The sequence below is a fragment of the Nocardia nepalensis genome, assembly GCF_048910785.1.
In the GTDB taxonomy this organism is placed as follows: Bacteria; Actinomycetota; Actinomycetes; order Mycobacteriales; family Mycobacteriaceae; genus Nocardia; species Nocardia nepalensis.
In genome coordinates this window covers 1-15,173 of sequence record NZ_JBKBET010000009.1, presented here as the reverse complement: position 1 = coordinate 15,173, position 15,173 = coordinate 1, and the positions used below count along the sequence as shown (strand labels likewise).

Here is a 15,173-nt window from a genome sequence, read left to right as displayed (position 1 = left end):
CGGTGGCGCGACCAAGCGGGTCATGCGAGGGTGAAAGTGCCAGCGGCAATGAGATCCAAGAGGCGCCGATGTAGAAGGACCACAACGTCCTTACTCGATGTGAACGCCATCAAATCATCGGTTGTAATGAGGAGGATTCTGGTGTTCTCTAGCAAGGCGAGTGCGGCGGATTGGAACGCTGCGGTCTTCTCGTGGGGGTCGCCGGTGACGCCGTTCGCCGCGACCAGCACACCGAGAGCGCAACCGCGATGGCGGATCTTGGTGGCGAAAGTGTTGACGGTCGCGGAGTTGACGGGTTCGCTCCAGTTCTTGCATTCGACCAAGAAGATCTCGGGCAGCGCACGCAAACCGTCGTCGTCTCGGAAGTTCATGACCGAGATGTCAACCTCTTCAGAGGCGAATCTGTTCAGGCTGTTGCGTTGAGTGTCGCATCCCGGCACCGCTCTGAAGATGTGCTCGAGCGCGTCCTCATAGGCATGGCCGCGCAGGTACGTCGAGTTGGTCGGATCGGCTGCCCGTCGCAGGTGCGCGGCGACGGTGACGCAGCTCAGTTCAACCACGGTAGGCAACTCCGTGCACGACAGCGTTACGCATGGCAACCAGCACGCTGCTCAGCGGCCTGGCGGCCAACATCTCGATGAGATCATCGGCTGACACCGCGACGACACGAGATTCCGGTTCCTTCGCCGTCTGCTGCGGAATCACCCCATGCAGGGCGTGATAGATCAACAGGCCGAAAGGTGCAGTTGTTCTTCGGATCTGTTGCGCGAAGCGGCCACTGGCGTCGGCCAGGCCACGATCCGACAGTGTGTCCCACAGTTTCATCTGGACTAGCACCGGTCCACCAACGGTGAGGTTCTCCGGCCCCAGCAATGCTAATGCCAGATCTGCTCCGTGGTCACGACCGATTGGCGTCGAGATCTGGGCATCTCCGCGGAGTAGGTCAGCTATCAACCATTCGAAAGCACCACTGATACTCGTACGTTCGGTACGCCCAAGTTCTCGCAGGTTCTCGTGCGCCTTTGCGGCTTGCGGGCGCGAGAGAGTTGGATTCTGGGTTCGGCTGTCGGGGGACCGAGGGGTCTCTCGACGGATCGCCCGCAGGAACTGTCTGAGGTGGAGCTCCAGGGCTGCTTTGTTGTCGAGATCGGCTTCGACCCGGGTGAGTCGCTCAAGGGCCAATGGGACCATGCGACGAGGCTCGACTACCAGGAACACAGGGATTGCGCGGCCCAAAGCAACACCGATATCCACGAACGTGGCCGCTTGGACGTTCCGAGCCTCAGGTTGACCAAGTACCGCGCATACGAAGTCGACTGGTGGACTTATTGTTTGGGATGTCCAGTCGATATCCAGCCGATTCAGCTCGACCAGCTCGACGTCCAGATGCTTCATCACCAGTCGAAGCTGCTCATCCTCCGAGTTGAGGTCCCCGACCAGCAGGCATCGCATAGGGGCTACCTTACTGCTGAAAGCCTCGACCAGGGACCGCCCCATCGAGCCTCGACCAACTCCGCACGGTGTCGAAACGATGACTTACGTCAACAATCTGGCAGAAGACCGCCACCGGGCTCCGCCACATACCTGACGCAGCCCTGCTTGCGACCCGGCGGGCTGCGTCACCTTAACTGGCAACGGACAATCGCCCTCCACACCGACCACCAACGCCGATACCCATACGTCGAATCGGGTCGACTGAGCGCGGAGGGATCTGGGACCTAACACCGCCGTCCCAGGTCCGTGCAAGGCCTCATTCCCCCGGAGCGGGACCCGTCCCGGAGTTCCACGCGGCCAACGCTCGGTTATCGACCAGTCGGATGCCGCTGCGAGCAGCTGTCGCGCGGGCGGGCGCGGTGAACGACGCCGTCGCGACCAGGGCGGCGATATCGAATTGGTGCCAGGTGATCAGCCCGCCGACGAGCTGCTGCATCTCCTTGTCGCCGACCCGGCGATTGATGTTGTACCGCTTGGCCTGCAGGATCAACCTGCGCCCGTCGGGAGTCACTGCTTGCACGTCGGCGCCATGGTCACCGGACCCGCCGGAGACCTCCACCTGGCGGCAGCCGCTATCGCGACACAGTGAGGCCAACGCGTGCTCGAACTGCTTGTCGTTCATGCTGTGGAACGGCAGTACTGCGCGCAAGCGCTTGTCCGCGAGCTCTTTCCGTCGTCGAATACGGGTCCTCCACAGCACGACCGCTGTGATGGTCGCGACCACGAGGACGATGATCGTCGCGATCACCACGACGAGGTTGTCCTGCGCGAATTTCACCACCGGAGCCAGCACTACCGCCCCGGCGACGCCGAACATCAGCAGCAGAGCCGCGCTATCGGAGTGGCGACGTCGTCGCGCCATATGTCCCCCTGTTGGACTGTGCCGATCAGTCTCGGCGAAAGAACCGTAGCGTGTCCGACCGACAACTTGCGTGCGTTCCGTCCGCGAAAGCTGTTCCAGCAGCAGACTTCGGCTTGTAAGCAACGCCGAACGCGACGCCGCCGAACGCGCCTTGATGGATGTGTTGTTCAGCCGTGCGTCGAATGATCTGCGCACTGTCCTCGGGTTCGGATATGCCCCCGGGCGCCCAGTACAGCGTCGTGCACGATGCGCTGAGCACACCCTCGGGATCGATCGCGCGCCTGCCCGCGCGGCCGACTGGCGTGGTCTGCTCAGGTCGCCAGCTACAGGTGCGACTGCTTGTACCTTTCAGTAGTACTCGCAGCTGTAGCCGAGTTCGCGAGCTCGAACACGTCGTTGTCGCGGATCTTGAAATCACGGAAAGGGGTTCTGCAGAAACCCCGTTGGACCTGCGGTCGCCCGCTATCGGTGTTCTGGAAAACCATCGATTCAACCAACAGGACGACGTCGTTGACGACGTTCGCGATGATGATCGGTGTCTGGTGGCCTGTGAGTGGGTCGAACAGCTCGGTCGATGCTGTCTTGCCGTGCGGTCCTAATCATGGAACCGCGGCGGCGGGTTTCTGCGCCGCGGTGGTGTCACGGGCCAGCTCGGACAGCTCTGTCAGGAACCCCTGGCTTGCCTGTTGTTGGTAGGCGTCGTTGTCGCGCAACGCGTTCAGCCTCTTGGCCCAGCTCGACGAAGACGGGTTGCCGAAGTGTTTGGCCGTCACGGCGACTCCGGATCCGTGGCGCTTCGTTTCTCATCTGAGCGTGCGTATGCAATTACGCTTCGATCAGGGATCGCACCGCGTCGCAGTCGCTAACATTCGGCTGCCGATGCTCAAGCATCTTGGAAAGGTCTTAATAGAAAATCTGTCCTGGAATGCAAATCAATGGTTATCAGCTACTTAGTTGTTTTTGTCGTTCGATGAACATTATATGACCGGGATCTAAGGCTACTGTTCGGTAACGATCAGGCCCTGTAATCGCGTCTGCCTCTTATTCTGTCTTTGCGTATCGGTGTTGCCACGCCTTCATTTGTCTGGGGGGATGTCGTGGATCAGTTGCCGGTGGTGGACAGTCGAGATCTGGCGGTCCGGTTGCTTGTTCCGCAGGAGCGCTGGGGATGGGAGTATGTCGTTCCCGCGCCGGTGGTACCGAGCCCTTTACGTGACAGTGCTCCACGCTGGGTGGGGTTTGCGGTGCCGGAGACGCTCCGGCGGGACCGGGCAAGAGTGCGTACTATGCCGCTGGTCGTCGGAGTCGCGGCGCTGATAGCGGCGTGGGCGAGTGTGGTGGCGGTGTCGTGGGGGATCGCCTTGTGGCCGTTGGTGGGTGGCTGCGTGCTGGCGCCTGTTGCGGTGTGGTGTGCGCTGGTGGGTGCGCGTCTTAGCGCGGCCCGTCGGGTGCACGAGTCGCGGTGTGCCAGGGAATGGTCCCGTTTCCAGGCTGCCCTGGAACGTTGGCATTTGCAGGTAGCTGAGCATGATCGGCGGGAACAGGAGCGTGTGGAGTCGACGGTGCTGTGGCATCCGGTGCGGCCGGAGCACCGTTGGGGGCAGGTGAACGTGTTTGGTGGCACGGTCGATGGGTGGTCGAGTCTGCTTGCCACGCTGGGGCTTTCGCTGCTGTCGGATGGTGCGGGACTGCTGGTGCTGGATTTCACCGAACGGGGCGTGGCCTCAGACCTCGCGGGGCTGGCGCGCACAGCGGGGTTCGCGGTGCGGGTGGATCGTGTGCCCGCCGACGGTGTGGTGGCCGTGGGCGGTCTGTCCCCCGCGGAGGCCGGGGAGCTGGTGTCGGAGGTGTTGGCCGGTGTCCGTGGGGGGCAGCCGGATACGGTGCGGGCACGGGCTGTGGACGCGGAGTTGATCGAGGCCGTGACTGCCTGTCTGGAGACTCCTCGCACTTTTGAGCGGATCGCGGCGGGTCTGGCCTTGTTGCGGCGGACTCTCGATGTCGAGGAGCAGACATGTCTGTCGGCGCAGGAGGTCCGCAAGCTGAGCCGGGTGACCGAGATCGTGGGCTCCACCTCGTCCGCTGCTGAGGAGTTGCGTTTTCTGGCCTCCTCGATGCAGTCGCTCGCCCGCCTGCCGACTGCGCGTTTGTCGATCGGATCGATGTGGCCGCAGGCGGGCCTGCGGGTGATTGAGACGGCCGAGGCGAACGCGCGCCGTAAGGATCTGCTGGATCGGTTCGCGTTTTTCCGGATGGTGAATGAGGTCCGCGCCACGGTCTCGGCACCGGCCGATGCGGTCGTGGTCGCTGGGGCGGATCATCTGGGTGCCGCGGAGTTGGAGGTGCTGGCTCGTCACGCCGGGCGGGTGGGGATGCGATTGATTGTGATGTCGGAGCATCTGCGTGGTGAGCAGGCGCAGTTGCTCGGCGCTGCGGGTAGTGCGGCGGTGCTGATGCGGCTCGGGCATGCTGGGGAGGCCGCCGCGGCAGCCGATTTCGTCGGTCGCGGGCATCGGTTCGTGTGGTCGCAGCTGACCGAGCAGATCGGCCGCAGCTTCACCGACGGAGTCTCCGACACTGCCGGTGATTCGGTGACCTCGACCGTTACCGACAACTCTTCGCCAACCTCGGCGGGGAGCTCGGATTCGCGATCACGGGCAATGACATGGTCGCAAACCACTAGCTGGTCGTGGTCGCGAAACTCCTCGACCGCGCATACATGGGCGCGGGCATACGAGTACGTGGTGGAGCCGACGGTGTTTCAGTCGCTGCCGGCGACCGCGTTCGTGTGGGTGGAGACCGGAGGCCGCGGTCGGCGGGTGGTCGCCGGTGACTGCAATCCCGGGATCGCACTACTGGATAGGGTCGCGCGCGGTCCGCAGGCCGGGGCGGCGGTCGTATCGTGTTGAGCGGGTTCTGTTTTCACCAACTGCTGACCATTCCGTCACCGCCACTGGCCAGCAGCGAAGCAGCGACGGACCCGCGTGAGCAGCGCGCTCAAGTGGCGGTGTTCTCCGCGTTGACCGCCGCGCACGCCGACTTGAGTACCGTCGGCGCGGATTCCGCCCTCGCCGTGGCGTGGGACCGTATCGATGCTGACCGCCAGGTTCGGATATTGGTGGGCGGCAATCCCCGGTTTCCTGCAGTGCCCGAGCACTGTCGCGACTCTGGTGCGGTGATGTTTCCGCCGGGCGCCATCGCCCGGGAGATGGACGCCGAGTCGGTGGTTGCGCAGTGGCGGCGGGTGCCGGTGTGGGTGCGGTGTACCGGGCGTGCGGATTCGCTGTGGTTGCAGACTCCTGGTGGGCAGGCGCGGATGCGGCGGGGCGGGTTCGAGGATTTCATCGCGCATCTTCCGGGTCGGTTCGTGTGGCTGGTGGTGGCTTCGCCGGTGCCGGGCGCGGAGGTCGATGACGAGTTGGCGGGGTTGGAGGTGCAGCTGCCGAGGCTGCGGGCGCGTGAGGATTCCGAACCGGCGCGGATCGCGGTGCAGCGCGGGGAATTCCGGTACCGGGAGCTGTCGCGAGCGCATGGACCGGGGCTGTGGCGGGTCCACGTCTTCGTCGGCGGCGATGACGACGCCAGCACGCGCCGGGCGGCCGGATTATTGTGCAGCGCAGCCGATCTCGATGATCTGCCGTATGTCCTAACTCCGCACCCGCAGGCCTTGTCCGCCGACCGCGTGTGGTCCTCGTCGGTCATCGGCACTGACGGTGAGGCCCGGTCACCGTTCGTGGCGGGTGCGGAACTGCTGGCGGCGCTGGCTCGTCCGCCACGTCGGGAACTGCCGGGAATCCGGATGGTCGAAGTGGCTGGCTTCGATCTCACCCCTGAGCACGTCGGGGAGATCGATCTCGGCGCGATTCTCGATGATGCCGATCAGCCGGTCGCGCGGTTCACCGTGGGCCGTGAAACCCTCAACCGGCACGGCTTCGTCGCCGGCGCGACCGGATCCGGCAAATCACAGACGGTGCGGCATCTGCTCGAGGGACTGCACGCGGCCGGGGTGCCGTGGCTGGTGATCGAACCGGCCAAGGCGGAATACGCCGCGATGGCCGGGCGGATCGACGCGTCGGTGGCGGTGCTGCGGCCCGGCGACCCCGATGCGGTCCCGGCCGGGATCAACCCCCTCGAGCCCGAGCCAGGGTTTCCGATGCAAACCCACATCGACCTGATCCGCGCCCTGTTCCTGGCCACCTTCGACGCCGTCGACCCGTTCCCGCAGGTGCTTTCTCACGCGCTGACACGCTGCTACACCGATCTCGGATGGGACGTCGTGTCCGGCGAGCCCAGCCACCCTGACCGCTCGCCTCGGCATCCGCGCCTGAGTGATTTACAGGCCACCGCGGTGGCGGTGGTCGAGGCGATCGGATACGGGCGGGAAGTGACCGACAACGTGCGCGGATTCATCGACGTGCGACTCGGGGCCCTGCGTCTGGGTACCCCGGGACGATTCTTCGACGGCCGCTACCGCATCGACATCGCCGCGCTGCTTTCCACCAACACGGTGATCGAGATCGAAGATGTCGGTGACGATGCCGATAAGGCATTCCTCATCGGGGTGGTCCTTATACGTGTCGCCGAGCACCTGCGCGTCCACCGTGACAACCGGTGCGCGGGGCTGGCGCACGTGACGGTGATCGAGGAGGCCCACCGGCTGTTGCGTCGCGCCGAAGCTGGTAGCCCGGCCGCGCGTGCGGTCGAACTGTTCGCCGCGTTGCTGGCCGAGATCCGCGCCTACGGCGAGGGAATCATCGTCGCCGAACAGATCCCCAGCAAGATCAGCCCGGATGTTGTGAAGAACACCGCGCTCAAGATCGTGCATCGGCTACCCGCCGCCGAGGACCGCGACCTCGTCGGCTCCACCATGAACCTCGACTCGGCCCAGTCCCGTCAGATCGTGTCGCTCCCGCCGGGGCGCGCGGCGGTGTTCACCGATGGCATGGACCGGCCCATCCGCGTCGAGGTCCCCCTCGGCGTGTCCCGTGAGGCACGCGGTCCGGCCCGAACACCGCCGCTTTCAGCGCACGTAAGCGAGACGCCACTGACTTTGCGGAGTCTGCACCGCGCCCACACCCTCGCCAAGGATCCTCGGCTGACTCTGTGGATTGAGCTGATGCTGATCGCACACCTCGTCGGCCGCCCCAGCCCACGCCCCAATCCCGACTGGCTCACCGGATGGACAAACCGGACCGAGCCAGCGATTCTGGCCGAGGCCATCGACCACCGCATCCGCACCGCGATCGACCACCGATATACCGGGCTGGCCGCATACTTCCCACCCGAGCAGCTCCTTGAGCATGTGTGCGCCCTCGCCGCCGCAGCGCTCCGCGGCTCTCCCACACAGTGCATCAACAACGAATTCCGTTGGCAGGCCGGTTTTTATCGGTGGGTCGACGTCGAGCACTCCCTGCAGAACCCTGCGCTGCCGTCGGATCGGCCGCATCCCGACACCGCCGCATGGGCGCAGCGGGGACTCCACCTGCCCGGCGCCACCCTCGCCGAGCAACGCGAGATGCTGCACGCCCATCCGGACAACTGGGCCGACCCGCGCATCGTGACCGGGCCCGACCCCAGCCTGCTGGTCACCACTATCGATCGGCTCAGCCGCGCCGCCTCGGTCGAACAGCGATTACGCCACGCCACCACTCATCTGCATGGGTTGACGCGATGGCCGCTCGCGCTGCTCCCAGCACCAGAGGACACCGCGGCGATACCCGCGCGAGGTGACCCATGAGCATCGACAGCCATCCTCCCCCCGACCGCCGCGACACCCCCGAAGTGCCGCCAGAGCCCTTCGCACACCGCGATATCGAGGGTCGGTCCGCCCTTATCGCACGACGCGCCGCACCCGAAACGAAGGGCGCCAGCAGCGACTCCCAGACCGATCACAACCCCGAGGCCGGTCTCACCCCCAGCGAACACATCCTGAAGATCGACCCACCAGGCCCAGCAGATGAGGCCCGTGGGGGCACAGTCGAGCACGCACCCACCGACCGTCAGGGCACCACCCCCGAGCCGGGGGTCCAGCCCGACACCACCGCGAATCTACAAACCGAACAAACCCCAGACCGACAACCCACTCCAGACTTCGGCAGCAACCCTGAACACATCGAATCCGGTGATCAGGCCGAGCGCCGCGAGAAAATCCTCGACATCGTCACCGCCCGCAACGGCGTGGACGCCGACACCGACCGGACCACCGTCGGGAAGGCATTCGACGCTGTGCGCTCCCATCTGGCCCCAGCGATCGTCCACGCGACCAGCAGAATCCTCGAGGACTGCAAAGAACTGATCGCCGAGCGGCCCGACACCGTCGTCGTCTTCCTCGGCCGCGACGCCCACACCATGGCACTGGCCGCGCAAGAACTCGACCCCGAACTGTTCGCCCGCCACTGCGCCGAAGCCCCGATCTCGCGCTGCCTGGCAGATTCCCTCGTCCAGGACCTGGAGATCAATGCCGGCAAGTCCTTCCCGGAGGTCGACAACTTCCGTGACGCCCGCGACGCCGTCGACCCCGACCAGATCCCAGGATCGAGGGCAACGATGACCCGCTTCCTCGAATCACGCGGAATACCGGTCGGTACCCCGGGAGCCAACATCGTCCTCGTCGACACCAGCTTCAAAGGCAGCGTCCAATCGCTGCTGTCGGTCACCTACCCCGAAGTGAATTTCCACGGCAAATACCTCGCGTTCAGGCAAGCCGAGCGCGACCCGCACGCCGCCAGCAAGCAGGGATACCTGCTACATGAAGCCCCCGACGGCACCGTGGTCTCCCACGACGCCGCAATACCAGCCGACCTCGCGGCAACCTTGTCCGACAAGGACACTGTGCTGGCGATCGAGCAGTCCTTGCGCGGCCCATACTCGAAAGCCGAACGGTTCAGCCCGGACGGGACGCCCGAACAACATTTCCAAACGCCACCGACCGAGCAGATCAACCCGCTCGACGTATCACCGGACTACCTCGAAACCAACACACGCCTAGCGGTCATGGACGCCAACCAGATGGCGGTCGGCGACTACGCCCGCGAGATCGCCCAACGCCGCAACACCGGGCAGGACATCGGTGCCGAACTTGCTTCGGCCGCCGAAGCCGGACTGCGACAGGTGCGATCATGGGCAACACGCTCGACAACAGATACCGATCCGGATCTCGCCGAGATGATGAACTCGATCGTTCGCCGAAGCGACAAACACATCGTCGGCGACCTGCATACGGCCATCCACGCCAGCGGGCTCGATCCTCCTCGAGCTGAAAACAAGTGGCGCGAGTATCAGCAGCTGAAAAGCCTCGACGCCAAACAAGCCTTCCTCACCGAATTCCAGCGCACCAACCCAGCCAGAGGAGCCGAGCATGGGTGACATCGACGACGAGCAGAAACAAACCTTACAGTCGGCTTGGGCTACGCAGCTCGGGGTCGCCGAACGCTACGACGATCTCGGCTATCCGCTTCTGGCCGCCAAACTGCGCGCCGGCGGCGCCCCGCCTCCCTCCGTGCAGGGCACCCCGATCATCATCGACACCGACATCGGCGGCGACCCCGACGACGCGATCGCGGTCACCTGCGCCGCACGCAACCTGCCCGAACTCGCCGCCGTCCTCACCGCCGACGAACACCACGGACAGCGCGCCCGCCTCGCCCGCCACCTGCTCGACCTCAACGACCGTCCCAACGTGCCCGTCACCGCCGGCGCCGACCTCGGCAACACCCGATACCACGCCGCCGACGGACTCACCCCCGACCACATACCCGGCCAACCCACCGACGTCCTTCGAACCGTGCGCGAAGTCTGCGCCAGCACTGAGAGGCCCGTGCGGTGGGTCGGCATGGGTCCGATGAGCAACCTCGCCCACGTCCTGCGGACCGCGCCCGATTTAGCCGAGCGGCTCGTCATCACCCAGATGGGCGGCGCCCTCAACTACCGAGACCCCACCCGCGCCGAGCACAACTTCCGCCTCGACCCCGACGCCGCTCGCCACGTCATCGCCACCGCACATGACCTGCTGCTGGTCACCTCCGATGTCACCTTCACCGACGAAATCGCCATCGGCCCCAGCAGCAGCACCTACCAGCACCTCGCCGCCGACGCCGCCCCCAACTGGGCCAAACTGTTAGCCGCACACCTGGACCAATGGTTCACCCGCATGTACCCCACCAGCAAGCAACACGACCCCCTCACGCTCACTGCCGCACTGCAACTACCATTCGTCGACTTCAGCCGCCGCCACATCACCCTCGCCCCCGACGCTCGCATGACCGCCACACCCCACGGACACTTCACCTGGATCACCACCCGCGCCGACTACCCCGCCTTCCGCAACTGGCTGGAAAAACAGCTGCAGTACTGAACGCAGCGGAAGTCCCGCCTTCTGTCCCGGCCGGGGTCATCGGTGTGCCCACATCCCGGCGCCATCGCCCTCACCTGCGCTGCCCGCCGCCCCGAACTCGCACTGGTCGTCACCGCCGACGAACGCCACAACCACCGCGCACGATTCGCCCGGCACCTGCTCGACTTGATGGATCGACCGATGTACCTGTCATCGCCGACGCCCTCATCGGGCCCTCGCCCGTGACCCGCGAACCACCTGCACGACGGCCCAAGCGATTGTCGCTGCTGCCAATACCCATATCAGCGGCACCAGTGCAGAGCCCGGTGTGCTCTGTCGGCTGTGTCTGCCCACGCCGTCATCACTTCCCTTCTCGCCCTTCACAATCCGTCCACCTCACACTGCATCGATCATGCGGTGAAGTCTCGGCATCGAGCCTAAGGGCACGCCGAACCCGAAGCGCCAGGCAATTTTTCGGCGATCTTCGCGCACCGACCGACGACGCCTCGCCCAAACGGCATCATGGCTATGTGCCAATACAACGCACCGAAACACCGCTGGCGGACGAATTACTCGACTTCTGCCGCAAGGGCGGCCACAAACTCACTGCCGAGGCGCTCGCGACCCCTGCCGGCGCCAAGGTTCTACATGCTCTGACCGGCGGTCCAGTCCCCGCGGACTCGGCGGCGCGCACCGCGCTGGCCCACTGGCTCGTCACCGGGATCCACGAGCATATTGCGGTACTCGGCAGTCCCAACGACATGGCGATCGCCAAGATCGCGCTCGCGGCAGACACCCACCGCTACGGCCAGAACGTCGGCGAACGCCTCAAAGACGTCTGCAGGAAGAGCACGCTCACATCGCACGAGTACTACGAGCACCGCCACCGCGTCGTCGCCGAACTAGCCGTCGGTCTCAGATACGACTACCAAGTGCAGCAGGAGAGCTACCTCCACGGGCGGACCTCCCGCCCCTCCCAAGCCAGCAGCTCCGTCACCGGATCGGCCCACACCATATTCGTCGTCGGCTATTACACCGATCCGTGCTGGGACCCCATCGCGTCCACATTGGGTGGCGTCCTCGCACATCTCCCTGTTCCCGTCAACGTCGTCTCGATGGCCTCGAGAGCGGCACTCATGGTCGGATACGCGATGGCGGCCGAGTTGGTAGCCATGAACAACTACAGTCCCGAGCGGTACACCCTCTTCCGCCGCACCGGGTCTCGACGGCCCCAGCCCCTGCACCGCTACCTGGGACGTACGGAATGCCTTCCTGGCAGCCTCAACGAAGCACGCGAGGACATCGTCGCCCGCTCCGACCTGCTTATCGTCTTCGGCGGCGACGCGGGAACGACTTACGAAACCCAACTCGCCGACCAGATCGGCGTTCCGGTCGTACCGATCGCCGCCACCGATGGGGCCGCCCACGACTACTGGGACACCGGCGGCACCACCCCGAGAACCCACCCCGCCATCGCAACGACGTACCACGACCTAGCCAACCCTGACCACACCACCGCCGTGCGCGCGTCGGCCCGCATCGCCACCCACCTCCTCCTCGACCCGACCCCCTGAACCGCCGCGGCGGATCGCGGGCTCGAACGCCAACCCTCCCCACAGCGAAATCGAGGTCGACCGGACTCCCGGACATCTCGGCATACGTGACCGTGCAAGCCGCAAACCTCATCAGGCAACGAACCCACTGCGCCACGATGCGATCCGCAACCATCACACGGTTCCCGCGCGGGCTGAAATCGCAGCACACACACCTCGACCCACACCCACAACACCAGCACAGCCGCCGCGCACCACAGACGGAAGCAATCAGAACAACCCCGCCCACCTCTATTGCGTCACAACATGATCCGAGGCAATCAATACCGTGGCTGACTCGCACACCACAAACTTCCGACACTCCGCCCCGCAAGACCACCCGACACCTCGGCCAGCGACGCAAGCCCAAGGACTCCGGTTGATCCTGGTCCGGCACGGAGAGAGCTGGAGCAACATAGACGGCACGGTCGCCGGCGAGCACACCTGCCGGGGCCTCACCGACATAGGCAACCGCCAAGCCCGCGCTGTAGCCGAACACCTTGCAGCCCAACAGGAACGACTCGCGATTACCACGGTGTACTCGACGCCAGTACGACGAGCGGTACAAACCGCCGAACCAATCGCACACCGACTCGGAGTATCCCTGCGACCGGAGTTCCCCTACCACCAACACGGAACCGCCGAAGGCCAACGGCGACACCAGATCTCCCCCGATCCCACGCTCCCACCCCGCCAATCCCCCGACGACCCACTCGCACCCGGCGCCGATTCCTGGGCCACGGCCGTCCATCGAGTCGCGCGCATGCTCGACATTCTGGCCACCCGACACCGACACGACACCGTCGTGCTCACCTGCCACCGCGAAACCATTCTCGCGGCAGCACAACATTTTCAACGCACCCAGCCGACCCTCAACCACGCCACAGCCGAAGCCGACTACACCTCCATCACCGAATGGAAACACCGCACCCGCACCGCAAACCCCCACCACTGGCGCTGGGTCCTCGTCCGACACAACGACACCCGACACCTCGAGCAGTCCAGCATCAGCTAGCTACAGGCAACGTTCAGGCCGTCCACAACCGCACGACCGCTGGATGCACAACCCCATCTGCCGCTGGACTACAGCATTTGGTCACGGTCGGTGTGTGAGGAAGGCATGCAGTGCGGTGATCAGTGCGGCCGGATTGTCCTCTTGGACGTTGTGTCCTGCGTCCGGTACGATCACGAGTTCTCCGTCCGGGATTCGCCCGACCAGGCGTTCGGCGGTGGCCTGGGTGAGCACCCTGCTGCGTCCGCCGCGCACCAGCAGTGTCGGTAGCGAGGTCAGCTGAGTGGGCAGCCGATCGGTGGCCGCGAGAATGGCGGAGAAGTCGGGTGGGCGCAGATCGTACTTCGGCACCCACGCCGTCCAACGGCCGTGAACTCTCGAATTCCAAACTGGTCTGCGGGTTCAGCGAATCGGTCAGGCGCATGCCGCTGCCGACGAAGAACGGTAGGACCACGAGTTCGAGTTTGTCGAGAACGCCGAGGGCGCGGTAGGTCTCGATAGTGCCGGGGCCGCCGATGAGGTGCACGTCGCCGCCGCGATTGGCCGCGCGGATCTTCTCCAGCAGCCGCTGCGGATCGTCGTCGACGGTCACATCGTCTGGAGTGCCCTCGGGCCAGTGCGAGCCGAGCACGAAGACGTCCAGGTCCGGCCAGGGCCAGCGATCGGCGGTGAGGGCGGGTTCAAAGGTGGTGCGGCCCATCAGGGCGGCCTCGCAGGTCTTCAGGAATTCGGCGATACCGTGACTGCCCGGGCCGTGCACCGGATCGATGACCTGAGGTGGCCAGCCGTCCGGAGTCGTCACATAGCCGTCGGCGGTCATACACAGGCGAGCCAGGATTTGCACGAGTTCGTCCTTTCGTCGAGTCACAGAGGAGACGGCGCCTGCTGCCGAAACTCATCGGCGGACGCAGAAGAGCATGACCGGGATCGTGCACCAGATCCTGGACTGTATTCCGGGCCGCCCGATCGGCAACCACGCTGCCGAGCAGGTCGTCAGCGCAATCGGCTGCGTCGGATCCGGTTGTGCTGCATGGTGTTCGGTTTGTGACCGACGAGTTGTCGAAACGTCTTGTGCCGGACGAGTTGTGGACTCTGGCCGAGCCATTATTGCCCGAGTTCACGCCGCGCCCGCAGGGTGGTGGCACCGCGCCGACCGATGAGCGGGTGGTGTTCACGGCGGTGGTGTTCGTGGTGACCAGCGGCTGCGCTTGGCGGATGCTACCGCCGTCGTTCGGCGTGACCGTCCCGACGGCGCATCGCCGGTTCAGCGTGTGGACCGAGGCCGGTCTGTGGCGGCGTCTACATCGCGCCGTGCTGGACGAGTTGGGCAGCGCAGGCTTGATCGACTGGTCGCGGGCGGTGATCGACGCGGCGTCGGTGCGAGCGAAAAAGGGGGATCCATGACCGGTCCGAGCCCGGTCGACCGCGGTAAGTCCGGCTCGAAGATCCACGTGTTGTCCGACCGTGCGGGAATCCCTCTGTCCGTGGGGATTTCGGCCGCCAACACCAACGACGCCGAGGCATTGAAACCGCTCGTGAAAGCACTGCCCGCCATACGATCGCGGCGTGGCCCGCGTCGGCGCAAGCCCGGCAAGCTGCACGCCGATAAAGCCTACGACACCGCGGACCTGCGGCGATGGGTGCGTGACCGGGCCATCGCGGTACGGATCGCACGAAAGGGCATCGAATCGTCCGAGCGCCTCGGCTGTCACCGCTGGGTGATCGAACCGACGATTTCCTGGCTGACCGGATACCACCGGCTCAACATCCGCTACGACCGCAAAGCTACACACTTCCTCGCCTTCCTCACCCTCGCCGCCACGCTCACCTGCTACAAGAAACTCACGAGGGCGAAATCAGCGACATGAGACACGGTCTTAG

At 65.2% G+C, this 15,173-nt stretch carries 12 protein-coding genes and 1 pseudogene; 7 read left to right on the top strand and 6 right to left on the bottom strand.

The genetic code is table 11. The features are described 5' to 3' along the window. Positions 1 to 20: 20 nt before the first annotated feature. The 4 genes from ACHQ4I_RS08445 to ACHQ4I_RS08430 form a co-directional block, all read right to left on the bottom strand. The gene (locus ACHQ4I_RS08445) at positions 21 to 560 is read right to left on the bottom strand and encodes a restriction endonuclease (RefSeq protein WP_420771138.1); all 540 of its coding nucleotides are present in this window, start codon (positions 558 to 560) and stop codon (positions 21 to 23) included. Next, entirely contained in the window at positions 553 to 1,452 is a 900-nt protein-coding gene (locus ACHQ4I_RS08440) for a hypothetical protein (RefSeq protein WP_420771137.1), read from the bottom strand. The genes ACHQ4I_RS08445 and ACHQ4I_RS08440 overlap by 8 nt, the downstream gene beginning before the upstream one ends. Positions 1,453 to 1,750: 298 nt before the next feature. Further along, positions 1,751 to 2,356 carry a restriction endonuclease gene (locus ACHQ4I_RS08435; protein ID WP_420771136.1) on the bottom strand — a complete coding sequence of 202 codons (606 nt, stop codon included), beginning with the start codon at positions 2,354 to 2,356 and terminating at the stop codon, positions 1,751 to 1,753. Between the two features lie 599 nt (positions 2,357 to 2,955). Beyond that, the gene (locus ACHQ4I_RS08430) at positions 2,956 to 3,129 is read right to left on the bottom strand and encodes a hypothetical protein (protein WP_420771135.1); all 174 of its coding nucleotides are present in this window, start codon (positions 3,127 to 3,129) and stop codon (positions 2,956 to 2,958) included. Between the two features lie 513 nt (positions 3,130 to 3,642). Between ACHQ4I_RS08430 and ACHQ4I_RS08425 the strand changes: the two genes are divergently transcribed. The 6 genes from ACHQ4I_RS08425 (at position 3,643) to ACHQ4I_RS08400 (ending at position 13,295) form a co-directional block, all read left to right on the top strand. Further along, positions 3,643 to 5,265 (top strand): hypothetical protein, encoded by a 1,623-nt coding sequence (locus tag ACHQ4I_RS08425; protein WP_420771134.1) that lies wholly within the window; start codon positions 3,643 to 3,645, stop codon positions 5,263 to 5,265. Beyond that, entirely contained in the window at positions 5,259 to 8,093 is a 2,835-nt protein-coding gene (locus tag ACHQ4I_RS08420) for an ATP-binding protein (RefSeq protein ID WP_420771133.1), read from the top strand. The genes ACHQ4I_RS08425 and ACHQ4I_RS08420 overlap by 7 nt, the downstream gene beginning before the upstream one ends. Further along, positions 8,090 to 9,721 carry a hypothetical protein gene (locus tag ACHQ4I_RS08415; protein ID WP_420771132.1) on the top strand — a complete coding sequence of 544 codons (1,632 nt, stop codon included), beginning with the start codon at positions 8,090 to 8,092 and terminating at the stop codon, positions 9,719 to 9,721. The genes ACHQ4I_RS08420 and ACHQ4I_RS08415 overlap by 4 nt, the downstream gene beginning before the upstream one ends. Beyond that, complete coding sequence (locus tag ACHQ4I_RS08410) at positions 9,714 to 10,709, top strand: nucleoside hydrolase (protein WP_420771131.1); 996 nt, start codon at positions 9,714 to 9,716, stop codon at positions 10,707 to 10,709. Before ACHQ4I_RS08415 ends, ACHQ4I_RS08410 begins: the two co-directional genes overlap by 8 nt. A gap of 509 nt (positions 10,710 to 11,218) precedes the next feature. Continuing rightward, positions 11,219 to 12,262, top strand: coding sequence for a hypothetical protein (locus ACHQ4I_RS08405; RefSeq protein WP_420771130.1), 1,044 nt, complete (start codon positions 11,219 to 11,221; stop codon positions 12,260 to 12,262). A 307-nt stretch (positions 12,263 to 12,569) separates the two neighbouring features. Then, complete coding sequence (locus ACHQ4I_RS08400) at positions 12,570 to 13,295, top strand: histidine phosphatase family protein (RefSeq protein ID WP_420771129.1); 726 nt, start codon at positions 12,570 to 12,572, stop codon at positions 13,293 to 13,295. An 81-nt stretch (positions 13,296 to 13,376) separates the two neighbouring features. Here ACHQ4I_RS08400 and ACHQ4I_RS08395 read toward each other — a convergent pair whose 3' ends face one another. Both ACHQ4I_RS08395 and ACHQ4I_RS08390 read right to left on the bottom strand, forming a co-directional pair. Beyond that, the gene (locus ACHQ4I_RS08395; protein ID WP_420771217.1) at positions 13,377 to 13,643 is read right to left on the bottom strand and encodes an alpha/beta fold hydrolase; all 267 of its coding nucleotides are present in this window, start codon (positions 13,641 to 13,643) and stop codon (positions 13,377 to 13,379) included. Between the two features lie 22 nt (positions 13,644 to 13,665). Continuing rightward, positions 13,666 to 14,136: pseudogene (locus tag ACHQ4I_RS08390) on the bottom strand (dihydrofolate reductase family protein); the annotation flags it as partial. Positions 14,137 to 14,336: 200 nt separating this feature from the next. On the opposite strand from ACHQ4I_RS08390, the gene ACHQ4I_RS08385 reads away from it, so the two are divergent. After that, a protein-coding gene (locus ACHQ4I_RS08385) for an IS5 family transposase (RefSeq protein WP_420770937.1) occupies positions 14,337 to 15,160 on the top strand; the annotation gives its coding sequence in 2 pieces (ribosomal slippage) (positions 14,337 to 14,684 and positions 14,687 to 15,160; 822 coding nt in all). The last annotated feature ends 13 nt before the right edge of the window (positions 15,161 to 15,173 follow it).

Coding starts and splice junctions, on each gene's coding strand:
- ACHQ4I_RS08440 (WP_420771137.1), bottom strand. CDS start 1,452: ATGCGATGCCTGCTGGTCGGGGACCTCAACTCGGAGGATGAGCAGCTT.
- ACHQ4I_RS08435 (WP_420771136.1), bottom strand. CDS start 2,356: ATGGCGCGACGACGTCGCCACTCCGATAGCGCGGCTCTGCTGCTGATG.
- ACHQ4I_RS08425 (WP_420771134.1), top strand. CDS start 3,643: ATGCCGCTGGTCGTCGGAGTCGCGGCGCTGATAGCGGCGTGGGCGAGT.
- ACHQ4I_RS08415 (WP_420771132.1), top strand. CDS start 8,090: ATGAGCATCGACAGCCATCCTCCCCCCGACCGCCGCGACACCCCCGAA.
- ACHQ4I_RS08410 (WP_420771131.1), top strand. CDS start 9,714: ATGGGTGACATCGACGACGAGCAGAAACAAACCTTACAGTCGGCTTGG.